Consider the following 24,248-nt stretch of genomic DNA (forward strand, 5'->3'; position numbering starts at 1 on the left):
GCACACTGTAGACACGCTTGGGGCCGGGGTTTCCGCACGGGAGACATTGACAACCCTGCCCACAGCAAAGCCCCCACTCGAGTGAAGGTGGGGGCTTTACCGTGTAGCCGACGGACTGCCGTTGATTTCTGGAACAACCGGGCAGGAGAGTGGCTGCTGCCGCTTCAACGCTGGTGCCATGCCTCTTCTTTTTCTGCTTTCCGGCGGACTCGCAGCGCTGGGTCACGCTGCTCTACAGCTCGGCGGGTGCCATCAGGCGAGTCAAACCCGAAGCATGTTTCGAAGTGGACCAGACCTCGGCTTACTTCCGAATCAGGGCCCAGACGCCGGGCAGCAGCAGCGCGGCCAGCACCAGTTTCAGGGTGTCGCCCAGCAGGAAGGGCGTCAGGCCAGCGGTCAGCAGGGCGCCGCCTTTCAGGCCAGTCAGCGCCGCCAGCACCGGCAGGCCAAAGGCGTAAATCACAGCGCTGCCCGCCAGCATGGCCAGGCAGGTGCCCAGGAACTTGCGGTCCAGCGCAAAGCGTTCCACCAGAAAGCCCACCAGCGCGGCGGCCAGCGGGTAGCTGACCAGGTAGCCCAGGCTGGCGCGCAGGCCACCTGTCGTGGGGGAATACAGGCCAGCGCTGCCGCCCGACAGGATAGGCAGCCCCGCCGCGCCGGCCGCCACATAGACCGCCAGGGCCGCAAAAGCGCGCTTCCAGCCCAGGGCCGCGCCCACCAACAGCACGCCCAGGGTTTGCAGGGTCAGGGGCACGGGCTTGAGGGGAATCTCGGCCTGGGCCAGCACCGCAACGAAAGCGGCGCCGCCCAGCACCAGCGCGATATCGCGGGCCAGGCTGCGGGAAGGAACGAGGGTGCGGGCCAGGGTAGGGTGCAGAACAGTCATGGGAAACTCCTTTGAACAGAGAGGCAGAAAAAGAAGGCGGTAGGCGGTCAGGCGTGAGCTAGGGCGCTGGCCCGTCCAGGGTGCCCACCAGCTGCACGTCGCCGGCGCTGATGGTGCGCAGGCCGCCGGCCGTCTGCACGAGCAGGCTGCCCTGGGGGTCAAGGTCGGTGGCCAGGCCCTCCAGCAGGCCCGCCGGGGTCTGTACGCGCACGGCGCGGCCCAGGGTGAGGTTGTGGGCACGCCAGGCCGCCAGAATCTCGGCGGCCGGGGCGGTCAGCCAGGTGTGCAGTTCGCGCAGCAGCCCCGACAGCAGCGCCGCGCGGGTCAGGTCAGGGCGGAACTCGCGCAGGTGGGCCGCTTCTGGCGGCGCCGCCGAAACATTGATGCCGATGCCCAGCACCGCCCGCCGCGCTTCCTCGCCGCGCAGGTCGGCCTCCAGCAGAATGCCAGCCAGCTTGCGGCCGTCTTCGGTCAGGAGGTCGTTGGGCCACTTCAGGCGGCCAGTTCCGGCGGCGCGCGCGGTGGCCACGCCCGCCGCCAGCGGCAGCAGGGCCAGCTCAGGCAGCGTCAGCGGCGCGCCGCTGGCCCCCTGCCGCAGCAGCACCGAAAAGACCAGCGTGCCGTGGGTGGTGTCCCAGGCCCGGCCCCGCCGCCCGCGCCCGGCGGTCTGGCGCTCGGCCACCACCACGGCCCCGTGGGGCGCGCCGCCCGGCGCCTCATCGGCCCAGGCGCGCGCCTCATCCTGGGTGCTGGTCACCGTGCCCCGGTAGCGCAGGGCGGCGCCCAACGGGCCGCCAGCGCGAACGAACTGCGGCGCGGGTGTGCCGGGCGCCAGCGCGTACCCCGCGCGCGAGACCTCCACCGGCACACCGCTCTCTTGCAGGCGGCGGGCCAGGGTGTTGACCGTCACGCGGCCCACGCCCAGCGCCTGCCCCAGCGCGTCCCCGGTCTGGGGCGCGGCAGTCAGCAGAGGCAGAAGGCGGTCGGGCATGGCCGTTCAGGGTTTTACGCGCTTTGCTGAACGAAGGCAATGAACCGGGTACAGAGTTGTGAGCTTGAGGGGCGCCGGGGCGGTCATCCGCCCGTCACACTGGCTCTGGTAAACTGGCCCCATGATGATGGTGCGGCAGACCAAGCAGCGCTCGGCCGTGGTGGAGGTACTGCGCGCCGCCCGCTCACACCCGGACGCCGCGTGGATTCATGCTCAGGTGCGCGTGCAGCTGCCCAGCGTGAGCCTGGGGACCGTGTACCGCACGCTGGACGCCCTGGTGCGCGACGGCGTAGTGGTCACGCTGGAGCGCGCCGGTCAGGCCACCCGCTACGACTACAAGCACGAGGGCCGCCCCCACCACCACGCCGTCTGCCGGACCTGCGGCGCCATTTTCGATGTGGACGCGGGCGACGTGCCGGCGCTGCCCGCTTCGGCCCTGCCGGCCGGGTTTCAGGTGACCGACGTGCGCCTGGAATTCATGGGCGTGTGCTCCGACTGCCAGCGCGGCTGAGAAGCGGTTCCACCCCGCCTGGAAGAGAGATGCTTTCGCTCCTGTGAACACAGCCCCCAAAGGCTACGCGCTGCAAAACAGTGGAGGGCGACTCTCCACCCCTCTGAAGGCCACTTCAACACCACGCCACCGGCCGCCCCACTGAACGGCGTTCAGACCCGAACGACGCCCAGACCTGGACCGTTTAGGGTGGGGCATGGAAGAACTGGTTTCGCTGGGCCTCTTTGTGCTGCTGGCCCTGCTGGTGCTGCCGGTGGTGGCCTTTGCGTATGCCCGCGCGGCGCGGCGGCAGGTGCGCGACCTGGCCGCCGAGTTGGACGCCCTGCGGGAGCGCCAGCACCAGCTAGAAGCTCAGGTGCGGCGGCTGGGCCGTCCCGGAGCCCTGGCACCAGAGGCCCCGCAGGCGGCGGCCGTCACACCAGTTCCACTGCCCGCGCATGAGACTCTGCCGCCGGCCAGCCCGGCAGCGCCAGAACCGCCGCGCTGGCCGGAGGACGACCGGCCTCAGGCTGCGCCGCCCAGGCCGCCGCGCGGACCCTCGGTGTGGGGGCCGGAATTCAGCCAGGCGCGCATCAGCATTATCGGCAGCCTGCTGGTGCTGGGGGGCCTGGCGTTTACCCTGCGGGCCCTGGGCGCCCCGGCGTGGACCCTGCTGCTGCTGGTCTTTACGTTCGGGGGCGTGCTGTACGGAACGGCGCGGCGGGTGCCGTGGCCAGTGTCGGGGGCGCTGCGGGGCCTGGGGTACGGCGTGGCGGCCCTGGGCCTGGGCAGCGCCGCCCAGAGTCTGCCTGACGCCTGGGGGCCGGGGGCGGTGCTGCTGGGCCTGCTGCTGCTGAGCGGCGCCCTGGTGTGGGACAGCCTGCGGCGGCGTGAACCGCTGCTGGGCGCCGTGGCCGTGGGCGGCGCCGCCCTGAGCACCTGGATGCTGACCGACGACCTGGGCTGGGCCTCCATTCCGGCGGCCGGCGCCGCGCTGCTGCTGGGGGCCGTGGCGGTGTGGCCGGGCCGCGTGGCGGGCGTGACCGACCTGCCAGCGCCTGCCAATCCGCCGCCGGGTACCGCCCACCCAGGCGCGCGTCCCCTGACCCTGCTGGCCACGGCGGCGGTGCCGGTGGGCTGGCTGGTGGCCGCCCTGAGCCATGCCGAGGCCGTCACGTTTGCCGGCTGGCTACAGCAGGGCCTGAAGGTGGAGGCACCACTGGGCCTGTGGCCCTGGCTGGCCTTCACCCTCCTGGCCCTCACCGTGCCAGCGGCGCTGCGCGGCGGCCCTGCGGGCACCCCACCGCGCCCAGCCGAGCGCCTGACAGCGGCCGGGGCCACCCTGCTGCCTCTGACCCTGGTGGCACTGGCGGTGGGAACGGCCCTGAACGGCGCCCCTGTGCTATCAGCCAAGGCGGCGCTGGGCCTGGGGCTGGCCCTGCTGCCCGCCGCACTGGCCTGGCCCGGCTGGCAGGCGCGGCGGCAAGCCAGGCCCAGTGAAGGCGCAGAGCCTGGCCTGGCATCCACCCTGACCAGCAGCCTGACAGCTGGGGCCACCAGTGTGCTGGGCGCGGCGGCACTGGCCCTGCTGGGCGGCGGCGCCCAGTGGACGGCCCTGTCGGGCATCGGGGCGGCGCTGCTGGCGCTGGGCCTGGCTGGGCACTCGCGCACCTGGGGCCGCGTGGGGGCGGGGGTGCTGGCCTTCAGCGCCCTGTGCGCTGCGGGGCCCTCGGCTGAAGTCCTTAGCGGCGCCGTAGCCAGCTGGCCCCTGAACGGACTGGACACGGCGCTGCTGACTGCTCCGGCCCTGGTGGCGGTGCTGGGGGCGCTGCGGCTGGGCGGCAGCAGGTGGTGGGCGGCACCCCGCCCGGTTATCCCAGCGCCCAGACCAGAGGTCACCCCCCTGCCGCCGCTGCCGCGCCTGACTGGACCGCTGCTGGGCCTGGTCGGCGCGGCGGCCGGCACTCTGACCCTGGCCGCCGTGGGGGCCTGGCCACTGGCCCTCTGGGGCGCGCTGGCGGCGGGGGCGGCCCTGCTCCTCCGCCGGACGGCGCCCGGTGGGGTGGCCCTTGTGGCCCTGACGCCCGCTGCTGCCGCCAGTGGGGCGTGGCTGCTGAGCCAGGACAGCGGGGCAGAAGTGGCGCTGGGCGTGGCCGTGACCCTACTGGCAGCGGCAGCGGTGCAGGGGGGCTTGGCCTTGGCGCGCGTGCCTACGGAGCGTGCCCCTGTGTGGGCCTGGGCTGTACCGGCGCTGCTGGCCCTGGCGCTGGGGCGAGCCGCCGCCCTGTGGTGGCCCGCCCTGGGGGTGCCGGGTGGCCTGGCCCTGGCCACCCTGATGAGTGCCCTGCTGCCGTCGCCTCTGGGTCACCGCCGGCTGGATCTGCTTCTCGGGGCCGGGGTGCTGGCTGCGCTGCCCTGGATGCAGGCCGATGGCCGCCCTGTCAGCGCGGCGCCTGTGCTGGGCAGTGCCCTCCTGCTGCTGGTCTGGGGCGCCTTGCGGACCCCGGTGGGAACAGCGCGACTGGGCCAGCTCGGCTGGGGGCGGCCAGTTGACCCGCAGGGCCCCGCCGAGGCGATGCTCTGGGGTGCGGTTCTCCTAAGCCTGCTGCCCATGCTGGCCGGCGCGGCGCTGGGCACCACGCTGATGACCCTGGGCGGCTGGTGGCTGCTGGGCAGCGCGGCGGTGCTGGCCGTGGGTCTGCTGGCCTGCTGGACGGGACACCGCCGCACCCAGCGGACGGTGTGGGACGCCGGACTGGCCCTGCTGCTGGTCGCCGGGCTCAAGGCAGCCTTGCTGGACGCGCAGCTCCTGCCCAACCCCAGCCCCGTGATGGGTCTGGCCGCGCTGACGACCGGCCTGGCCCTGCTGGGGGTGGCAGTTTTTGCGCCGCGCCCACCAGGGGCCACGGCCCCAAGCCCCAGTGCCGCAGCCACCGAAGACGGCCCCGCCTGACGCCGCTGAACCAGGCCTGAGGCGACAATGGGGAACCCTCAGAAGGAACCTTTCTTCTCCCGCTTCATACCCACCATTCACCGCGTTGTGAGCCGCCTGGCGTGGCCGTCATAGCTCGCTTCTACGCCACACTGGCCACAGAGAAACCCACGCTTGGCCGCACTTCTGATGATCTCAGAAGGGGTCTGAGCAACGAGCTTGAGACGGTCTTCCCCCCGGCATGAACCGCGTCGCGCGGCTGCTCAGCGCCCTCCCTTCTGGCATTTCTGCTCTCTGACCGGGACGCGCGCCCTGGGGAAGCCGCGTTAGGCTGCGGGGATGACGGCGCCGGCTCCCTCTTCCCTGCCCGGCGACCCGCCGGCTTTTCCCACCTACCGCCTCCAGACCTTTTTGCCCGCGTTTCTGCTGGGCTGGGGCCTGGGGGCCGCCCTGACGTTTGCGGTGCGGGGCGCCGGCGCGGCGCTGCTGGCCGGTCCCTGTGAAGGCCGCACCCTGCTGGCGCTGCTGGTGCCGCTGCTGCTGGGGCCAGGGGGGCTGGCCTTTACGGCGGCCAATTGGCGCCGGCCCCGCCGCGCAGCGCTGGGGCTGGGGCTGGTGGTGGCCTCGCTGCTGCCCGCCCTGTTTGTGGGAGCCCAGGACATCGGCGGGTTGCGGCGAAGTGGCTGCGCGGGTGGTTACGTGGTCCTGGCAACGCTACAAGGCGGGCAGCCCGGCGACAGCATCAGCACCCTCAGCCTGCCTGCAGGCGGCACGCGCACCCTCAGCGCACGCATCGGCGGCTTTACCGCGCAGACCCATCCGGGGGTCTTCACGCTCACTGGGGCCAGCAGCGCGCCGGGGCTTCAGGTGAGCCTGCCCCGCACCCAGGTTCGGGCGGGCGAACTGTTCACCCTGACGGTGAAGGCCCGCCCAGAGACCCCCGTGAACTCATACACGGTGGGCGTGCGCGCCGTGACCACCCAGCAGGGCCACAAGGCCGAAGCCACGGCCACTTTGGAAGTTAACGTGCGCCCGGCGCCCGCACCATGACCCGGCGCCGCCTCTGGGGACGTGAATGGTACGCTCGGGGCGTGACGCTGGCGGCCCCCGGTCTGGACCCTGAGCAGAGGGCCAGCCTATGAATCTCGCAGAGCTGCTGAGCCTCAGCCTGCAAACCTTCCTGACCATGCTGGTCGTGATGGACCCAATAGGCCTGGCGCCGCTGTTTATCGGCCTGGCCGGCAACCGGCCCAGTTTCGAGCGTCGGCGGGTGGCCCTGAAAGCCTGCGTGGTGGCGGGCATCATCATCCTGCTGTTCGGGCTGTTTGGGCGGGGCCTACTGGACCACCTCGGCATCAGCCTGAGTGCCTTCCGCATTGCCGGGGGCATCCTGCTCTTTCTGATCGCTCTGGACATGGTGTTTGCACGCCCCAGCGGCAGCAAGGAAACCGCTGAGGAAGAGCAGGAAGCCCACGAACGCCAAGACATCAGCGTCTTTCCGCTGGCCATTCCGCTGATTGCCGGCCCTGGCACGCTGGCCAGCATCATGATTCTGGCCGGGGACGCCCACGGCTCGCCGCTGCTGCTGCTGGCGGTGTTCGTGGTGACGGCCGCTGTCCTGCTGCTGTGTTACTTGGCCCTGCGCCTGTCCGGGCAAATTGCGCGCGTCATTGGCCTGACGGGCGTGCATGTGGTCACGCGCGTGCTGGGTGTGCTGCTGGGCGCGCTGGCCGTGCAGTATGTGGCCGACGGCACCCTGGAACTGCTGCGCGGCGGCCTGAGAACAGGGTTTGTCTGGCCCTGGGCCAGCCTGGTCTGAGGGTCAGGGCATCCTCAGGCAGGGTCAGGTGTTCCAGCCGCTTCAAAGCGGGCCGACTTACACGGCAATGAACGGCTCTACGGCCACCTAAGGATTTGGGCTGCTTGAAGTGGCTCTCGCTGCTCGCCTTACTCCACTTCTCTGCTTCTCACCTCACCCGAAGAGGCGCGGTGTTGCCAACCACACACTTGGCCTTTCTCTAAGCCATTGTCTCAAGCGGCCTGGGGGGTCTCTAAGCGTCTCAGCGCAACATTTGCTTGACGGCGCCGCTTTAGAATGCCGGGCATGATTTCCAGAAAGGACGTGCAACCCGAGCCACGACGACCGGCCGCCCCGGCTGACCTCAACGCGCCGCGTGTGCTGGTGCTCAACGCGTCCTACGAACCGCTGCATGTCACGAGTGCCAAGCGGGCCATCACGCTGATTCAATACGGCGTGGCGGAGATTCTGGAAAACAGTGAGGACGTGGTGCGCTCGCCCAGCACCGTCATGCCCGTGCCCAGCGTCATTCGGCTGCGGCGCTACGTTCGCCGGCCGCGCGTACATCCGGTGCCGTTTAACCGGCGCAATGTGCTGCGGCGCGACACCTTCACCTGCCAGTACTGCGGGGCTGCCGAGGAACTGACGCTGGACCATGTCCTGCCCCGCTCGCGCGGTGGACGCCACACCTGGGACAACGTGGTGACCGCCTGCCGAACCTGCAACCAGCGCAAGGGCAACCGCACCCCCGAGGAAGCCGCCATGCCGCTGCGGTCGCGGCCCCGCGCGCCCAGCTTTGGCGTGTATGCCCACGGGCAATTTGCCCACTGGCAGCCGCAGTGGACGCGCTACCTGGGTGTCTAAGACGGTCTGCCGCTTCATGACGGCACCGCAAAGAAAAGCACCGGCTGCGCCTCCGTCTCACCCTTCGGCGAAGCTCTTTGAGTTTGCTGCGCTGCTTTCCCGAGCAGCCCGAGCCAATCGAAGTCCATCTGACTTTCGTCGGCTGCCCGCGCCCGCCTCCACGTCTGGGGCGGGCTGTTTTGTAGGGCGCCGTCTGCACCTAGACTGCCGGGCATGAACCGCGACCAGGCGTATGCCCTGATGGTGCAGCACACCCCCTCGGCCTCGTTGCAGCGCCACATGCTGAATGTGGAAGCCGCCATGCGCACCTATGCCCGCCACTGGGGCGAAGATGAAGAACTGTATGCCGTCACTGGCCTGCTGCACGATTTTGACTACGAGGCCCACCCCGACGAGCATCCGGTCTGGGGGGTGACTTACCTGCGTGACCACACCGATACGCCGCCCGAGGTGCTGGACGCCATTCTGGGTCATGCCGCTTTCACAGGCACGCCACGCACCACCCGGCTGGCCCAGACCCTCTTTGCCGTGGATGAACTGACTGGTCTGGTACAGGCCGCCGCCCTGATTCGGCCTGACAAGGATGTGCGGCAGGTCGAACTGCCCAGCCTGAAGAAGCGGTTTAAAAACCGGGCGTTTGCTGCGGGCGTCAACCGTGACGAGGTGGAGCAGGGCGCCCACGAGCTGGGCGTGTCCCTGGACGACCACATGGCGCGGGTGCTGGCCGCCCTGCAGGCCATGCCCCCTGTCGGGACCCTCTCCATTCCATAAGAACTGCTGAGCGTGGTGTCAAGAACAGCTTTACGCACGGGTCTGCAGCAAGAATCACAATGCAGAGGTCAAGTGCCGACGCCCGCCGCCCCTGGGCCGGCCTCTCAAGGAGACCCCCATGAACAAAATCCTGCTGATCACCGCGCTGTTGTTTGCCGCCCCCGCCGCTCTGGCCACCGCGCCGCAGCCCACACTGATTCAGGTGCAGGACACCGACACCAACGACGGCGCCGCCGAGCAGGCAGGCGAGGCTGTGGACAACGCCGCTGCCGCCACGGGTGAGGCCCTGAACAACGCAGGCGAGGCTGTGAACGACGCTGCGCAAGCCACGGGTGAAGCCGTCAATGATGCGGCGGCAGCCACTGGCGAGGCCCTGGACAGTGCGGGTGAAGCCGTCAACGACGCCGCCCAGGCCACTGGCGAGGCAGTAAACGACGCCGCGCAGGCGACCGGCGAAGCCGTCAACGACGCGGCCCAGGCCACGGGTGAAGCGGTCAACAACGCCGAGGAAGCCGTCAACAATGCTGTTGACCCCAACGGCGACGGCGTGGTGGACACCAACAATGACGGCGTGGCCGACACCCGCCAGTTCCCCTGGGGCCTGCTGGGTCTGCTGGGCCTGTTCGGGCTGCTGGGTCGCAACCGCCCGGCCAGCACCACGACCTACAACCCCACCACCGGCACGACGACCACCACCGACCGCCGCTAACCACGGCAGAGCACGCGCCCGGAAGGCCCTTATGTGGCCTTCCGGGCGCGTTTGCTGGTTCCGGTTTAGCCCTTGGTCAGAATTCGGACGCTCAGGACCTGATCGGCCACGGCGCCCTCCACTGGGGTTTCCTGGCCGCTGCTGGTGTCGCTGGTGCGGGTCAGCTTGGGCAGCACGTCGTCGCCCGTGACCACCTTGCCGAAGATGGTGTGTTTGCCGTTCAGGCCGTCGGTGGGCCCAAAGGTAATGAAAAACTGGCTGCCGTTAGTGGCCGGGCCGCTGTTGGCCATCGCCAGAATGCCGGCGCTGTCAAAAGTCAGGCGGGTGCGGAATTCGTCGGCAAACTGGTAGCCGGGGCCGCCCGTGCCCCATTCGGCCTTCTTGGCTTCGTCCACGCTCTTGGGGTCACCCGACTGCGCCATAAAGCCGTCAATCACCCGGTGAAAGCGGATGCCGTCAAAGTAATGGTTGCGGGCCAGGAACACGAAGTTGTTCACGGTGACGGGCGTTTCCTGCTCGTACAGGTCGGCCAGCAGTTGGCCCCGGTTGGTGTCAATCAGGGCGTAGTAGTCCTTGCCGTCTTCCAGGGTCAGTTCGGGTTCGCTGGTGAATTCGCGCACCGGCTGTTCGCTCAGGGCGGCCACCTGCGTGTAGCCGGTCGGGACAGCGCCCGGCTTGGTGACCGCAGCGGCGGGGGTTTCGGTGCTGGCGGCGTCGGTCCCAGTGTCAGCAGTAGTGGTCTCGGGGGTGTCGGTGCCCGTCTCGCTGCCGGTGGCCGGCGTGGTATCTGCCGTCTCGGTGGTCGTCTCGGTGCCCGTGGTCGCCTCGTTCCGGTTCTGGCAGGCGGTCAGGGCAAGCAGGGCAGTCAGAATCAGCGCAGCGTGTTTCATGGTCTGCCCCAGTGTAGCGGGCCGGGCCAGGGGCCGGGCATCCATCAGAAGGTGCAGCGGCCGTGCGGGAGCGACCTCTTCTGTTTCGCCTGCAGGCGCTAAACTGCACAGTTGATGATTGTGACGATAGACGGCGTGGCAGCCAGCGGAAAATCCAGTGTCTCGGCTGGGGTGGCGCAGGCGCTGGGGGTGCCGTATGTCAGCAGCGGCCTGCTGTACCGCGCCGCGACCCTGCTGGGCCTGGAGGCCGGAACGGATCTGGGCGACGCCAGGGCGCTGCTGACCTGTCTGGAGGCGGCCCCGCCTCGCCTGGAGCCGCTGGCCAGCGGCAACCGCGTGTGGCAGGGCGGGCGCGACCTGACCCCCGACCTCCATTCCAGCCGCGTGGACAGCGGTGTAAGTGTGGTTGCGGCGCTGCCGGGCGTAAGGGCCTGGGTGGACGCCCAGCTGCGCGCCCTGCCGCAGCCGTTTGTGGCCGAGGGCCGCGATATGGGCACCGCCGTTTTTCCGCAGGCCGGAGCCAAGTTCTACCTGACCGCCAGCCCCCGCGTGCGGGCCGAGCGCCGCGCCTCTGAGCGCCCCGAAGAGGTTGACGCCATTGAGGCGGCGCTGGTCGAGCGTGACCGCCTGGATACCTTGCAAAGCGTGCCTGCCGAGGATGCTCAGGTCATTGACACGGGTGGGCTGAGCCTGCAAGGGGTCATTGACGCCGTCTTGGCCGGGCTGCCACGTGCCTGATAGGAGGGTGAGGGCCGCCCACCTGCCTCATCCCAAAACCCGGTACGGTGGTCCCATGCGCGCTGCCCTCCCCGCCTTGCTCCTGCTGTCCTTGCTCTCGGCCTGCCGCCCGCAGGAGGTGCGTCCGCCCGACGCCTACGCCCTGAGTGGCACCATTGCTGGCGACTGGGGCGCCGCGCCCCGCCTGCGCCTGGCGCTGGTGGGCACAGGCGTACCGGTGGCCGTGACCAACACCAGCGCCATTGGCCAGAACGTCGTGAGCAGCGGCCCGAACACCTGGCAGTTCGGCTTTGATCTGCCGGGCATTCCGGCGGTGACGGGCGTGTATCAGGTCATCGCCTTCGACGACGCCAACAACAACGCCCGGTATGACGTGGGCGAGACCTTTGCGCGCAACCGGCAGTGGCTGGTGTACAGCCCAGTTTCAGGGACAGTGGACACGGTAGAGATTCCAGAATTCCTGGGGGGCGGCGAGCTGCTGCCGGCCATGACCGTGACGCGCGGCTGGAATCTGTATGACCGCAGTGTGGCGCTGGGCGCCGGTAATCCCAGCCCCTTTACGCGGCTGACCAGCTACACCCTGAGCCGCTGAGCCGCCGCTGCGGCATGAGGGCTGGCCCAGTGAAGCCTCAAGACGGGAACGGTGGCCAGGCCGCAGTCTCGCCTCTTGCCGCCCCCTAGCCTGACGCCATGCGCCGCCTGTTGCCACTGACCCTGCTGCTGACGCCCCTGGCCCTGGCCCAGTCCGACGCGGCGCTGGCGGCGGTGGACGCCGCGCAGATGAGCATTCCCGCTGCCCGGCAAAAGGCCTATCCCGGCAGCGCCCTGACGGTGAGGCAGACCCTGGCGGCAGGCAGCACCTACACCCGCCAGGTGGTGAGCTACCAGTCGGACGGCCTGCGCATCAACGCGCTGCTGACGGTGCCGCGCGGGACGCCGCCCAAAGGTGGCTGGCCCGCCATCGTCTTCAACCACGGCTATATCCCGCCCAACGTCTACCGCACCACTGAGCGCTACGTGGCCTATCAGGACGCCTTTGCGCGGGCAGGCTTCGTCACCCTGAAAAGTGACTACCGGGGTCACGACAGCAGCCAGGGCGAGGCGCTGGGCGGCTACTATGCGCCGGGCTACACCACCGATGTCATGAACGCGCTGAGCAGCCTGAAACGAGATGGCCGGGTCAACGCCGCACGTATCGGCATGTGGGGGCACTCGATGGGCGGGTTTCTGACCCTGCGGGCGATGGTCATTGACCGGCAAGTGAAGGCTGGGGTCATCTGGGCGGGCGTGGTGGGCGATTACCACCAGCTCCTCAACGAATGGAACAACCCTGTGCCGGCCTCCATTCCGGCCCGCATCCTGAACCTGCGCAAACAGGCCGTGGCAAAGTACAGCACCCCGCGCCAGAACCCGCAGTTCTGGAACCAGCTCAGTGCCACCTCCTACCTGCGCGATCTGGGCGGCCCCGTGCAGCTGCACATAGGTACGGCAGACAAGGAGGTGCCGGTGGCCTTTCACACTTCGCTGGCCACCCGCCTGAAGGCCCTGGGCAAGCCGGTGCAGAATTACGTCTACCCCGGCGACAACCACGACCTGAGCCGCAACCTGCGCGTGGCCCTTGACCGCAGCGTCAAGTTCTTTCAGCAGCACCTGTAACGGCGCGCCCTGACCTTGCGGCCGCGCGTGCTGGGCCGGCCACCTTTACTCTGAGGATCTTGGCAGTCCGTAGACCCGCTGGGCGTTTTCGTCTGTCAAACGCTCCAGTTCAGCGGGGGTCAGGCCGCGCAGCGCCGCAATGAACTCCAGCGTGTAGCGCACGTAACCGGGCCGGTTGGGCTTACCCCGCTTGGGGACTGGGGCCAGGAAAGGCGCGTCGGTTTCCACCAACAACTGGGAGAGGGGCACCTCACGCGCCGCCGCATGAATCTCGGCGGCGTTCTTGTAGGTCGTGTTGCCGGCAAACCCGAAATAGGTGTGGTCACTGCGCTCCAGCCCAAAGCGCAGCAGGTCCGCGTGTCCACTGAAACAGTGCAGGATGACCGGCACCTCTGGCCAGGCCCGCAAGACCTCCATGACCCCCTGGTGGGCGCTGTCCTGGCCAGCCTTGTCGCGGGTGTGAATGACCAGCGGCTTGCCCGCGCGGCTGGCCAGGTCCAGCTGCCACTCGAAGGCGGCGCGCTGCACTGAGCGCTGGTCCGCGTTCCAGTAGTCGTCCAGGCCGCTTTCGCCAATGCCCACCACGCGCGGGTGCCGGGCCAGGGCTTCCAGTTCGGCGCGGGTGTCAGGGCTGTCCTGGTCGGCGTCGGTGGGGTGCAGGCCCACGGTGGCATACACGTCAGAGAACTGCTCGGCCAGGGCCACTGCATTTCGGGCATGCTGAACGCTGGCGCCAATGCAAACCATGGCGCTCAGGCCCAGCTCAGAGCGCGCGCTCGCCGGGTCGTCCAGGTAATCCAGATGGGTGTGCGTGTCGATCATGCCTGCAGGCTAGCGCTGTCCAGCCCCGTCCCATGCAGTCCCCACCACTCTCATGAGAGGCCCGCGCTAGAGTGCGAGCCGTGCAGAAAACTGGCCTCTACGCCCTGGCGGGCATCACCCTCTTTGCGCTGACGTTTGCGTTGTTGCCGACAGGCGGCCACGTGGCCGATACCGGCGCGACCCTCTCGGGCGTGGAGCTCAAGCTCTATCCCTCGCGTGACCCGGACGCGGTCTGGAGCTTCCGCGCGGCCAATGTAGAAAGCGACCCCGAGCAGAACCGCACCTACCTGAGCGGCCTCTCGGGTGGACAGCGGGTGGTGAAGGAACGTGATGATCAGAACCGGCTGACCGGACGTGAGGTGCTGGACGCGCGCCTAACGGCACCAGACCTGACGATTGACGGCCAGGACAACATGACCACCCGTCAGGCCCGCATCACGCTGGTGCGCGAGTGTGCCGACATTGACCTGACTGGTACGGATAAGACACCCGTGAAGATTGAACAGGGCCGAGGATTCGCCGCTCCGGTGGCAGAAGTGGAGTCACCCTTTTTTGACGCACACTACGAGAAATTGCAGATGACCTTCGACTTCAATATTGAAGACGTGGACAACAGCCGCTCTACGACCACTTCCGACCTTGACACCACCGAGCGCTGTGTGGACGGCAAGCGCGTCCCAGGCGCCTGAATATCCCAGGAGACCCCATGAAAAAGACTGTTTCTCTGCTGACTCTGCTCGCTGTTGCCGCTCCAGTGCTGGCCCAGACGGGCGACGCCAACAAACGCCTAATCACCATCCAGGGCGGGCCGCGTGGCGACGTGCGAAACGGCCCTCTGACCTTTACCGGCAATCCAGTAAAGGCGAAGGTCAGCACCCTCAATATTGAAGCCAATCAAGCGGTGATGGCCGCCCCCAAAGGCACGCCTCTGATTGAAGCCAAGGGCAAGCGCACCGCCGCCTTTACCGGCGACGTGAAGGTCACGCGCGGCCGCCTGACCGCCACTGGCAGCGGCCTGAACTACGACGAGGCCACCGGCCAGGGCGTCCTGGACGGCAACGCCAGCGCCACCTTTGTGCCAGAAAAGAAGGAAGACGGCGACACCGTGACCATCAAGGCGCCTAAGATGAGCCTAGACGTGGATAACAATGTCTCGACCAGCACGGGCGGTGTGACGCTCTCGACCGGCACCCAGAGCGGCAAGGCCGACAAACTGGTCTTTGACGAGGACCGCGAACTGGCGCAGCTGACCGGCACCCCCAGCCTGACCCGCGCCGCCAAGGGCACCCAAAAGGAACTGGTGATCACGGGCCAGGAAGTGCGCGCCCTGACCAAAACCAAGACGCTGTACGTGCGCGGCGGCGTGAAGCTGGTGCAAGGCACCACCACGACCACGGGCGACGCCGTGTACTACGACGACAAGAAGAATGTGGCCTATGTGGTGGGCAACGCGGTGAGCGTTGATAGTAAGAGCAAGGTCACCGTCAAGGCCCCAGCCAGTGGCTACTTGGAACAGCGCACCGACCTGGCCCGCGTGCGCGCCCTGAACTCGGCGTACAAGATTCCCACCGAACAGTTTGAGCTGAGCAAGAAGTAAACTGCCGTGATGACAGGGCAGCGTTGGACAGGGGCCGCCGGGCGCGTGACGGTGGCCCTGCTGCTGGGGCTGGGCGGCGTCGTCTGGGGGCAGACGCAGCCGGTGCCTTCTGCCCCAGCCCGAACCACGACTCCCCAGGTGCCCCCGGAAGACCTGGCACCAGCGCCAGAGCAGGCGGGCGCCGAGCAGTCCAGCCTGGAACTGGTGCGCCGCAGCGAAAAAGACGGCAAGAGCCGACGCATCCTGATTGTCAAAACCGGCACCCAGGATGACAGCGGCGTCTTCGTGCTGTGCCAGCCCACCGAGGACGACCCTGAAGACGCCCCCACCCTGGCGGTGTTTAGCGAGACCGGGGCGGGCGGCGTGCGCCTGACCATTGACAAGAACGTCATCACCGTCCCGCTGGCGGTGGTCACGCAGTTGCCCCCCAAAGACGGCCAGGAGGGCAGTGACGGCCGGGTCGAAGCCAGCGCCGGCACCGCCCGCTTTCTGGATGAGCCGCCGCCTGGCAAGACCGACCGCCTGAGCCGCTGTGCCGTCGAGGCCGCGCCCAAACCGGCCGCCGATACAGTGCTGGTCACGCAGGGCCGCACGGAACTCAGAGGCCAGAAGCTGGTCTATGACAGCGCCGACGGCATCGCCCGCATTGACGGCCCCATCACCTTCAAGCGCAGCAGCGACAAAGACGCCCTCAGCGGCACCAGCCAGCGCATTGAGGTCAGCGTGGACGATGAAAAGACGACGCTGGTCGGCAACGTGGTCCTGAATTCCGAGGGGGGCCGGGTCAGCAAGGCCGCGCGGGTGGAATACGACGACGCGAGCAATATTGCCCGTCTGTACGGCACCCCTGAGCAGCCTGCCCAGAGCGTGAAGGGCGGCGACACCCTGAGCGCCGGCACCATCCTGTACGACCTGGACCGCAACGAGGTGCGGGCGGTCAAGCCCGAAGGCGGCACGATTACCGGCGAGTTTGTCGAAGGCGAGGCAGCGGGGACTCCCTCTACCGCACCTCCACCTGCTACCCCTCCTAACCCTTGACAAGAGCTACCCGAGAAGTGGCCCCGTTCAGGACAGGGCCACTTGTTTTCATTTGGGCTTCTCAACTCGGACGCCTTGCTGCCCCGCTTTACCGCTCACAGCGGCTGCCAGCTCCATTGAGAGGTCGAAACATACCCCTCAACCATTCTGGGTTCTGCTGTCAGGACCAGGCCAGCCCTCACCGGCGCTCAGCTCTCACCGTCAGCACCGGCACCGGGCTTCGGGCCACGATTTTCTCGGCGGTGCTGCCCAGGAAGAAATGTTCCAGGGCGCCCTGGGCGTGGGTGCCCACCACGATCAGGTCTGCCCCCCAGCGGGCGGCCGCATCCAGCAGGCCCGTCACCGGGTCGCCCACCAGCAGCTCAACCTCCTCGCCGCCCTGCATCAGACTCTGGAGACGCCCAGCGTCGGCGTGTTCCAGGGTATTCAAGAGGGCCGGGTCTGGCAGGGCGGGGGTCACGCCACCCATTAGGTCGGGGGTCGCCGTCACGCGGGCGTCGGTAACGTGCGCCAGGCACAGCTGCGCGCCGGCAAATCGGGTGCGGGCCAGGGTGAGGGCCGCCTGCGAGGATGCCGAGAAATCCACACCCACCAGAATCCGGGCGAAGCCACCAGAAGCAGAGGGGTCAGCAAGCTGGGTCATGCCCTGACCGTACACCGCGCCACGGTGAGGGCCGCTGGAGGGTAAAGGGCCGGTAAAGCGGCCGGTCTGTGGTGGCCCCCTAGACTGTCGTATGAACCTCCAGAGTTTTGGGGCGGCGCAGACGGTGACCGGCAGCATGCACCTGCTGACGCTGGGCGGGCGTCAGCTGCTCGTGGACTGCGGGCTGTTTCAGGGCGGCGACGACTTAGAGGCCCGCAACCGCGAGGCCTTTTCCTTCGAGCCGGCCGGGCTGGACGCCGTCCTCCTGACCCACGCGCACCTGGATCATGTGGGGCGGCTGCCGCTGCTGGTCAAACGGGGTTTTCGCGGCGCGGTGTACTGCACGGCCCCCACGGCCGCGCTGGCCGAAACGGTCCTGCTGGACAGCGCACGCCTTCAGGTGGAGGGCTACCGCCACGACCTGCGCCGCGCCCGGAGGCAGGGGGTGCCCGACGAGCAGGTACCCCCGCCGCTATACGAAGAGGAGGACGTTCACCGCGCTCTGGCTCTGCTGCGCCCAGTGCTGACCTTCGGCGAGACCACGGTGGTCGCGGGTGTGCGCGTGACCCCGCAGCGCGCCGGGCACATTCTGGGCAGCGCCTATCTGGTGCTGGACACCCCGGACGGCCGCCTCATCATGAGCGGCGACCTGGGCAACCGCGAGAGTGGGCTACAACTGGACTTCACGCCGCCGCCGCCGGCTGACGCCATCGTGCTGGAATCCACCTATGCCAACCGCACCCACCGCGCCTGGCCAGACACCCTGGCCGAATTCAGCGCGGCGCTGCGGGCCAGCATGCGCCAGGGCGGCAAAATCCTGATTCCCAGCTTCGCCATCGAGCGCACCCAGACTATCCTCCATACCCTGAAAGAACTGATGGACAGCGGGGAGGTGCCGCGCCTGCCCGTCTTTCTGGATTCCCCGATGGCGGCGCGCGCCACCCACGAGTATTTCGAGTTCGGGGATGAGCTGGTGCCGCCGGTCAGAGACGCCCTGCAAGCGGGCGAGGACCCCTTCCGGCCAGGCACGCTGCATGTGGTCAACACCAGCGCCGAGTCCCAGCGCATCAACCGCTACGACGGCCCGGCCATCATTCTGGCGGGCAACGGCATGATGACCGGCGGGCGCATCCAGCACCACCTCAAGCACCACCTCTGGAAACCGGGGACCAGCCTGATTATCGTGTCGTACCAGTCGCCCAGCAGCCTCGGCGGGCGCATTGTGGGCGGGGCCGACACGGTGCGCATTCTGGGCGAGGAGGTGGCGGTGCGCGCGCAGGTGCACACCATCGGGGGCTTTTCCGCCCACGCCGATCAGGACGACCTGCTGGCCTTTCTGGAGGCGGCCGGGCAGCCACACGTCTGGCTCGTGCACGGCGAGAACGAGGTCATGGCCGAATTTCTGCCGGTGCTGGCCGCGCGTGGCCTGAAGGGCGACATCGTGCCAGACCGGCAGGTGGTGGACCTGACTGGCACCGGCTTTCCGAACGGCACACCTCCGGGATTTCACATCGAGACCCGTGACCGCGCGGCCCAGACCGCCGGGGGCGAGTAAGACGGGTTTTGAATCAGTCCCTAACACCTTTTAGGCTCAACTCGACTGGAAGGTCCGCAGAATTGCGGAATGAGAAGACATCCTGGCACCTGGAGAAGCAGCCGGTCTTGCCCTCGGCTGTGTTGCCGAGCTGGACGGGCGCCGCAACACCTCCACACGCCCTCATGCCCAGCCGCTACTCTAGAGGTCCATGAAACGCGCGTTGCCCCTGGCTTCCCTGTTCCTGTTTGCCCTGACAGCTTGCGGCTCTAAAGCCATTGATGGCGTGCAGACCTTCAAGTACGACGGCGGCGACCACCGCACCGGCTCGCTGCTGTACGCCGAAAACCCGCCGGCTGGCGGCGCCCACAACGCCAGCTGGCAGAACTGCGGCGTCTATGACCGGCCGCTGTACAACGAGTACGCCGTGCACAGCATGGAACACGGGGCGGTGTGGATCACCTACCGCCCGGACCTCGACAAAGCCCAGGTGGACCAGCTGAAAGGGCTGGTGGAAGGCCGGCCCTACACGCTGCTCAGTCCCTACGAAGGCCTGGACAAGCCGGTCGCGGCCAGTGCCTGGGGCGCCCAGATCAAGGTTGACAGCGCAGGCGACGAACGCCTCAAAGCGTTCCTGGACAAGTACGAGCAAGGTGCCACTGCCCCCGAGCGCGGCGCCTCGTGCAGCGGCGCCTACAGCGAAACGCGCTGAGCACGAAGGATAGAAAGAGCCCCCGGCCAATCACCGGGGGCTTTGTTCTTGGGTCTCTCAGGCGCCGGGCTGGGTCACGCCCTTGCTCATGGGGACGGGCATGTTCGGCTCGCTCGCCTCGGGCTTGGGCAGCAGCAGCAGGTCGAGCACTTGGCCCACGCGCTCCAGGGTATGAATACGCAGGTCGCCGCGAATGCTGTCCGGCACGTCCTGCAGATGCGGCTCGTTGTCCTTGGGAATGATGACCTCGCGGATGCCGCCCTGATGGGCCGCCAGCAGCTTCTCCTTGACGCCGCCGATAGGCAGCACCCGGCCGCGCAGGCTGATCTCGCCGGTCATGGCCACATCTAGGCGCACTGGGCGCCCAGTGATCGCGCTAATGACGGCTGTAGCAATCGTGATGCCGGCGCTGGGGCCGTCCTTGGGCGTGGCGCCGTCGGGGAAGTGCACATGCAGGTCCAGATTCTTGTGGAAGTCAGGATCCGCGCCGTATTCCGCCGCATGGGCCCGCAGGTAAGCGATAGCCGCCGCCACGCTTTCCTTCATCACGTCGCCCAACGAACCGGTCATGACGATCTTGCCCGTGCCAGGGGTCGCCAGGGCTTCGACCAACAGCATGGTGCCGCCCACACTCGTCCAGGCCAGACCCTGTGCCACGCCCACCTGAGGCTCTTTTTCCATCTTGTCGGGGCGGTGCATGGGCACGCCCAGGTAATCCGGCACCTGCGGCGCGTCGATGACCTTCACGCTGTCCCAGGCCTTTTCCAGCAGCTCACGGGCGGCCTTGCGGGCCAGCTTGCTGACCTGGCGGTCAAGGTTACGTACGCCGCTCTCGGCGGTGTACTCCTCCACAATGCGGTTGAGGGCCGCGTCGGTGATTTCCAGTTTGCCGGTCAGACCGTGCGACTTGACCTGCCGGGGGACGCGGTAGCGCTTGGCGATCTCCACCTTCTCGGGCTGGGTGTAGCCGGGAATCTGGATGATTTCCATGCGGTCCAGCAGGGGCCGGGGGATGGTCTGGAGGCTGTTGGCCGTCGTGATGAACATGACCTGCGACAGGTCGTAGGGGACTTCCAGGTAGTGGTCCTGGAAGGTGTGGTTCTGCTCAGGGTCCAGCACCTCCAGCATGGCGCTGCTGGGGTCACCGCGCCAGTCGCTGCTCATCTTGTCGATTTCGTCGAGCAGGATGACCGGGTTGGTCACGCCCGCCGTCTTCATGGCCTGGATGATGCGGCCCGGCATGCTGCCGATGTAGGTGCGGCGGTGACCGCGAATCTCGGCCTCGTCACGCACGCCGCCCAGCGCCATCCGCACGAACTTGCGGTTGAGGCTGCGGGCAATGCTCTTGCCCAGGCTGGTTTTGCCCACGCCGGGAGGGCCCACCAGCACCAGAATCGGCGCGCGCAGTTCGGCGTCGTCGGTGCGTTCTTCGGCGCTGCGCTCCTGGCGCTGCTCCTCGGTTTCGCCGGGCTTGTGGGTCAGCTGACGCACGGCCAGGAATTCCAGGATGCGGTCTTTGACGTCGCCCAGCGCGTAGTGGTCAGCGTCCAGGATTTCGCGCGTGCGGCTGATGTCAAGGATTTCCTCGTCGCGCTTGTTCCAGGGCACGTCCACCAGCCAGTCAATGTAGTTGCGCACGACGGTGCTTTCAGGACTGCCGCCAGGGGTGCGCTCTAAACGCTGGAGTTCCTTGAGGGCCTTTTCCTTCACGCTGTCGGGCATGCCGGCGCCTTCAATCTTCTCGCGCAGGGCCTCGACCTCGGCGGGGCCGTCTTCGCCGCCGCCCAGTTCCTTGCCAATGGCCTTCATCTGCTCGCGCAGGTAGTACTCGCGCTGGTTGGCGTCCATCTGCTCTTTGACGCGCCCGGCGATCTTCTTGTCCATGTTGAAGCGTTCGGTGTCGCGCGACAGCAGCTTCAGCACGCCTTCTAAGCGGGGGCGTAGCTCCACGGCCGTCAGAATCTCCTGCTTTTCCTCAGGCGTCCAGGTGGCGTGGTGGGTCACCTGATCGGCCAGGGCGCCCACGTCAGTCAGGGCTTTCAGGCCTTCCAACTGGTAGTTGTCCAGGCGCAGGTTCTTGTTCTGGCGCTGGTACTCCTCAAAGGCACTCTTGACCTCGCCGGCCAGCACGGCCACTTCGCGGCTGGGGTCGGCGGCGGTGGGCTGGGTCTCGGCGCGCACACGCATATACGCGCTGGGCACCTCGTCCAGCACGGCGGCGCGCTCCTGCGCTTCCACCAGCACCTGATAGGTGTTGTCGGGCATGCGGACCACCTGCTTGATGACTGCCAGCACGCCCATGTCGTACAGCTCGGCGCGGGTGGGGTCATCGGTGCGGGCGTCGCGTTGGGTCAGCAGCAGCACGCGGCGGTCGCTGGCCTGCGCCTCGTCCACGGCGCGCTTGCTCTTGGGGCGCCCCACGTCCACGTTCATGGTGACGCCGGGCAGGATCACAATGTTTCTCAGGGCGACGACGGGTAATTCCCAAATCATGCTTGCTCCTTGGGTCGCGCTGCGCTGGGCCGCGCGTGAATGGGTCAGTGTATCGCAGGGAAGAACAACGAAAAATACCCCCGCACGGTGTCCCCAGAGTCTAGGGACGGGCGCGGGGGAATGCTGTAAGCTCTGTTGCGTTTACGCAGACTTCTTGAGTCCCTTTGACTCAAGCAGCGTCATAGGGTCATCAATGTGGTCAGCGTCAAAGCGCAGTTCGCGTAGGCCGTCCACCGGCAACTCGAACAGCAGGTCCGTCATCGCTTTTTCCAGCACCGCACGCAGGCCACGGGCACCCGTCTTGCGGTCGCGGGCGCGGTGGGCCACCTCGCGCAGCGCCTCGTCGGTAAAGCTCAGGTCCACGTCCTGAAACCCGAAGAGGGCCTGGTACTGGGTGGCAATGGCGCCCTGCGGCTCGGTCAGGATGCGTACCAGGGCGTCCTCGTCGAGGTCCTGCAACTGCACGACTAGCGGCAAGCGGCCCACGAACTCGGGAATCAGGCCGAACTTCACGAGGTCTTCGGGCAGGAACCGCAGTTCGGCCTTCTCGTCGCCCTTGTGCTCGGCGCCGAAGCCCACAGCACGGACGTTCGTGCGGGTGCGGCCGATGTCGGCGATGCCGTCAAAGGCCCCGCCCACGATAAACAGGATGTTCTTGGTGTTGACCTGCACCAGTTCCTGCTGCGGGTGCTTGCGGCCCCCCTGCGGCGGGACCTGGGCGACGGTCCCTTCAATGATCTTCAGCAGGGCCTGCTGCACACCTTCGCCCGACACGTCACGGGTAATCGAGGTGCCTTCGGACTTGCGGGCGATCTTGTCAATTTCGTCAATGTAGATGATGCCGCGCTCAGCCGCTGCCACGTCGTATTCGGCGGCTTGCAGCAGGCGCACGATCACGTTTTCCACGTCGTCGCCCACGTAACCAGCTTCGGTCAGGGTGGTGGCGTCGGCGATAGCAAAAGGCACTTCCAGCATCTCCGCCAGACTGGAGGCCAGCAGGGTCTTGCCGGTGCCCGTCGGCCCGATGAGCAGGATGTTGCTCTTTTGCAGGTTCACGTCGGGGTGGGCAAGGCGCTGGTAGTGACTGACGACGGCGACCGCCAGGGCCTTTTTCGCCTCGTCCTGCCCAATCACGAACTCGTCGAGGTACGCCTTGATCTCTTTGGGCGTGGGCAGTTCGGTCAGGCTGAAGTCGCCGCCTGCCTTCTTGTTCTGCTTGACCAGTTCGTGCGCGCGGTCGGTGCACTCGTTGCAAATGAAAGCGGCGCGGCCCGGCGCCTCAATCAGCTGGGCAATCTGCGGATGCTGCCGCCCACAGAACGAACAGCGGTCTCCCCCCGTCTTGGTCATTGCGCGCCTCCCAGTTCCCGGGTGTTTTCGATGACAGAGTCAATCAGGCCGTACTTCAGCGCTTCCTCGGGCGACATAAAGTAGTCGCGTTCCATGTCGCGCAGCAGCTTGTCGTGCGGCAGGTCGGTATGCCGGTGGTAAATGCTCACCAGCTTGTCGCGCAGGTGCAGCACTTCCTTGGCCTGCACTTCCAGGTCGGGCGTGTTGCCCCGGAAACCCGCCGAGCCCTGGTGAATCATGATGCGGCTGTTGGGCAGGGCCATGCGCTTGCCCTTGTCGCCGGCCATCAGCAGCACGCTGCCCATGCTCATGGCGATGCCCACGCAGATGGTGCTAACAGGCGCTTTGATGTAGCGCATGGTGTCGTAAATCGCCAGGCCCGCATAGACTTCGCCGCCGGGGCAGTTGATGTACATCTGAATTTCCTGCTCGGGGTTTTGGGAGTCCAGCAGCAGCAGCTGCGCCACGATGGTGTTGGCCATCTGGGACTCGATTGGCGTGCCCACGAAAATAATCCGGTCTTTGAGGAGGCGCGAGTAGATGTCGTACATCCGCTCGCCGCGTCCAGTCTGCTCAATGACGTAGGGAATCACGCTCATAAGGGCGATTATCGCACGGGACGGAAAACGTAAAGTGTCAAAGGTGGGGAGTCAAGGCGGGCAGCAGCCAGAAGACACGCGCGCCAGGGACGCGCTGCTCGCCTTGCTGGCGGCGCAAGCAGAGGGCTGGGGGCTTACCGAGGAAAAAGAAAGTGTGCGGGGAACAGAGTTCCGACGGAGGCTCACTCACAGCACGCAGTCACTTGAGTGCGGCATAACTTGGCGCAGGCGAAGTTGGCGCGTTCGCCTCTCAGGCCGGGTGACTTATCAAGTGCTCGCTCAAGGCCAGGAGACGAGGGTCGCGTTTCCCAGTAGCCCAGACTGGCTCGATGCAACTCAGCCACATGAATGGCTGCTCGTTCCCCATGCCAAAGAGGAAGGTATCCACCTAATAGCGGCAGAAGTAGAAGCGAGTTGTACCCAAACGCTGCTGCCCTTTCTAAATCAGGTTTCGGCTCCTGAAGGCTTACTGGCGTTCATGGTGGACATCAACCAGCCACTCAAGCTGCTGATCGCTGGTCCCTGGCCATCTGGCCCTTTCCGCCGCGCGGCGGCCGTTCTCGAAGCTCTGCTGTCTCCAGACGAATTAGCCCCTGCTCTGGCACAACTCAGCGCAGCCGAATTGGCCTTTCGCACCCGCTGGGAAGCGCGGCAAAACGCCGTCCAGCCTTCCTAACCACCTTCCCTCCGTACCACCCCCTACAGTCCCCCCACCTTCCTCTCCCCCACCCTGAG

General features: G+C 67.4%; 24 protein-coding genes. 16 read left to right on the plus strand and 8 right to left on the minus strand.

What is annotated here, in order from left to right; all coding sequences use genetic code 11:
* Positions 1-301: 301 nt before the first annotated feature.
* Both GO986_RS03980 and GO986_RS03985 read right to left on the minus strand, forming a co-directional pair.
* Positions 302-886 carry a biotin transporter BioY gene (locus GO986_RS03980; protein ID WP_157457961.1) on the minus strand — a complete coding sequence of 195 codons (585 nt, stop codon included), beginning with the start codon at positions 884-886 and terminating at the stop codon, positions 302-304.
* A 58-nt stretch (positions 887-944) separates the two neighbouring features.
* Positions 945-1,877 (minus strand): biotin--[acetyl-CoA-carboxylase] ligase, encoded by a 933-nt coding sequence (locus tag GO986_RS03985; RefSeq protein ID WP_157457962.1) that lies wholly within the window; start codon positions 1,875-1,877, stop codon positions 945-947.
* A 121-nt stretch (positions 1,878-1,998) separates the two neighbouring features.
* Here GO986_RS03985 and GO986_RS03990 point away from each other — a divergent pair, with 121 nt between their 5' ends.
* The 7 genes from GO986_RS03990 (at position 1,999) to GO986_RS22515 (ending at position 9,441) form a co-directional block, all read left to right on the plus strand.
* Entirely contained in the window at positions 1,999-2,388 is a 390-nt protein-coding gene (locus tag GO986_RS03990) for a Fur family transcriptional regulator (RefSeq protein WP_157457963.1), read from the plus strand.
* 196 nt (positions 2,389-2,584) lie between these two features.
* Entirely contained in the window at positions 2,585-5,320 is a 2,736-nt protein-coding gene (locus GO986_RS22510) for a hypothetical protein (protein WP_198170385.1), read from the plus strand.
* Between the two features lie 318 nt (positions 5,321-5,638).
* Positions 5,639-6,349: a lipocalin/fatty acid-binding family protein gene (locus tag GO986_RS04000; protein WP_157457964.1), complete on the plus strand. Its 711-nt coding sequence runs from the start codon at positions 5,639-5,641 to the stop codon at positions 6,347-6,349.
* A gap of 88 nt (positions 6,350-6,437) precedes the next feature.
* Entirely contained in the window at positions 6,438-7,118 is a 681-nt protein-coding gene (locus tag GO986_RS04005; RefSeq protein ID WP_157457965.1) for a MarC family protein, read from the plus strand.
* Between the two features lie 285 nt (positions 7,119-7,403).
* Positions 7,404-7,961: an HNH endonuclease gene (locus GO986_RS04010; protein WP_157457966.1), complete on the plus strand. Its 558-nt coding sequence runs from the start codon at positions 7,404-7,406 to the stop codon at positions 7,959-7,961.
* Between the two features lie 213 nt (positions 7,962-8,174).
* Positions 8,175-8,732 (plus strand): HD domain-containing protein, encoded by a 558-nt coding sequence (locus GO986_RS04015; RefSeq protein ID WP_157457967.1) that lies wholly within the window; start codon positions 8,175-8,177, stop codon positions 8,730-8,732.
* A gap of 118 nt (positions 8,733-8,850) precedes the next feature.
* On the plus strand, positions 8,851-9,441 hold the full coding sequence (locus tag GO986_RS22515; RefSeq protein ID WP_198170386.1) for a hypothetical protein: 591 nt from the start codon (positions 8,851-8,853) through the stop codon (positions 9,439-9,441).
* Positions 9,442-9,506: 65 nt separating this feature from the next.
* Here GO986_RS22515 and GO986_RS22520 read toward each other — a convergent pair whose 3' ends face one another.
* The gene (locus tag GO986_RS22520; RefSeq protein ID WP_198170387.1) at positions 9,507-10,331 is read right to left on the minus strand and encodes a peptidylprolyl isomerase; all 825 of its coding nucleotides are present in this window, start codon (positions 10,329-10,331) and stop codon (positions 9,507-9,509) included.
* Positions 10,332-10,445: 114 nt separating this feature from the next.
* Between GO986_RS22520 and cmk the strand changes: the two genes are divergently transcribed.
* From cmk to GO986_RS04045, 3 genes are all read left to right on the plus strand, one after another.
* Positions 10,446-11,069, plus strand: coding sequence for a (d)CMP kinase (gene cmk / locus GO986_RS04035; protein WP_157457968.1), 624 nt, complete (start codon positions 10,446-10,448; stop codon positions 11,067-11,069).
* A gap of 55 nt (positions 11,070-11,124) precedes the next feature.
* Positions 11,125-11,661, plus strand: coding sequence for a hypothetical protein (locus tag GO986_RS04040; RefSeq protein WP_157457969.1), 537 nt, complete (start codon positions 11,125-11,127; stop codon positions 11,659-11,661).
* Positions 11,662-11,759: 98 nt separating this feature from the next.
* The gene (locus GO986_RS04045) at positions 11,760-12,725 is read left to right on the plus strand and encodes an alpha/beta hydrolase family protein (protein WP_157457970.1); all 966 of its coding nucleotides are present in this window, start codon (positions 11,760-11,762) and stop codon (positions 12,723-12,725) included.
* A 45-nt stretch (positions 12,726-12,770) separates the two neighbouring features.
* On the opposite strand, the gene GO986_RS04050 is transcribed toward GO986_RS04045, so the two are convergent.
* Complete coding sequence (locus GO986_RS04050) at positions 12,771-13,547, minus strand: TatD family hydrolase (RefSeq protein WP_157457971.1); 777 nt, start codon at positions 13,545-13,547, stop codon at positions 12,771-12,773.
* 80 nt (positions 13,548-13,627) lie between these two features.
* Here GO986_RS04050 and GO986_RS04055 point away from each other — a divergent pair, with 80 nt between their 5' ends.
* The 3 genes from GO986_RS04055 to GO986_RS04065 are packed head-to-tail and all read left to right on the plus strand — an operon-like array spanning position 13,628 to position 16,182.
* Positions 13,628-14,236: a hypothetical protein gene (locus tag GO986_RS04055; protein WP_369409128.1), complete on the plus strand. Its 609-nt coding sequence runs from the start codon at positions 13,628-13,630 to the stop codon at positions 14,234-14,236.
* A gap of 17 nt (positions 14,237-14,253) precedes the next feature.
* Positions 14,254-15,144, plus strand: a complete 891-nt coding sequence (locus GO986_RS04060; protein WP_157457972.1) for an LptA/OstA family protein — start codon at positions 14,254-14,256, stop codon at positions 15,142-15,144.
* A gap of 9 nt (positions 15,145-15,153) precedes the next feature.
* A complete protein-coding gene (locus GO986_RS04065) occupies positions 15,154-16,182 on the plus strand; it encodes an LptA/OstA family protein (RefSeq protein ID WP_157457973.1) in 1,029 nt (342 codons plus the stop codon).
* A 178-nt stretch (positions 16,183-16,360) separates the two neighbouring features.
* Here the strand turns inward: GO986_RS04065 and GO986_RS04070 are convergent, their stop codons facing one another.
* Positions 16,361-16,825 (minus strand): universal stress protein, encoded by a 465-nt coding sequence (locus GO986_RS04070; RefSeq protein WP_157457974.1) that lies wholly within the window; start codon positions 16,823-16,825, stop codon positions 16,361-16,363.
* A gap of 91 nt (positions 16,826-16,916) precedes the next feature.
* On the opposite strand from GO986_RS04070, the gene GO986_RS04075 reads away from it, so the two are divergent.
* On the plus strand, positions 16,917-18,380 hold the full coding sequence (locus GO986_RS04075) for an MBL fold metallo-hydrolase (protein WP_157457975.1): 1,464 nt from the start codon (positions 16,917-16,919) through the stop codon (positions 18,378-18,380).
* Positions 18,381-18,570: 190 nt separating this feature from the next.
* Positions 18,571-19,071, plus strand: a complete 501-nt coding sequence (locus GO986_RS04080; protein ID WP_157457976.1) for a thioredoxin-like domain-containing protein — start codon at positions 18,571-18,573, stop codon at positions 19,069-19,071.
* A gap of 57 nt (positions 19,072-19,128) precedes the next feature.
* Here the strand turns inward: GO986_RS04080 and lon are convergent, their stop codons facing one another.
* From lon to clpP, 3 genes are all read right to left on the minus strand, one after another.
* Complete coding sequence (gene lon, locus GO986_RS04085; RefSeq protein ID WP_157457977.1) at positions 19,129-21,564, minus strand: endopeptidase La; 2,436 nt, start codon at positions 21,562-21,564, stop codon at positions 19,129-19,131.
* Between the two features lie 141 nt (positions 21,565-21,705).
* Positions 21,706-22,914 (minus strand): ATP-dependent Clp protease ATP-binding subunit ClpX, encoded by a 1,209-nt coding sequence (gene clpX / locus GO986_RS04090; RefSeq protein WP_157457978.1) that lies wholly within the window; start codon positions 22,912-22,914, stop codon positions 21,706-21,708.
* Complete coding sequence (gene clpP, locus GO986_RS04095; RefSeq protein ID WP_439648697.1) at positions 22,911-23,522, minus strand: ATP-dependent Clp protease proteolytic subunit; 612 nt, start codon at positions 23,520-23,522, stop codon at positions 22,911-22,913. Before clpP ends, clpX begins: the two co-directional genes overlap by 4 nt.
* Before the next feature lie 250 nt (positions 23,523-23,772).
* Here clpP and GO986_RS04100 point away from each other — a divergent pair, with 250 nt between their 5' ends.
* Complete coding sequence (locus tag GO986_RS04100; RefSeq protein ID WP_157457980.1) at positions 23,773-24,189, plus strand: hypothetical protein; 417 nt, start codon at positions 23,773-23,775, stop codon at positions 24,187-24,189.
* Positions 24,190-24,248 lie beyond the last annotated feature (59 nt).

The sequence above is a fragment of the Deinococcus arboris genome (assembly GCF_009755355.1).
In the GTDB taxonomy this organism is placed as follows: domain Bacteria; phylum Deinococcota; class Deinococci; order Deinococcales; family Deinococcaceae; genus Deinococcus; species Deinococcus betulae.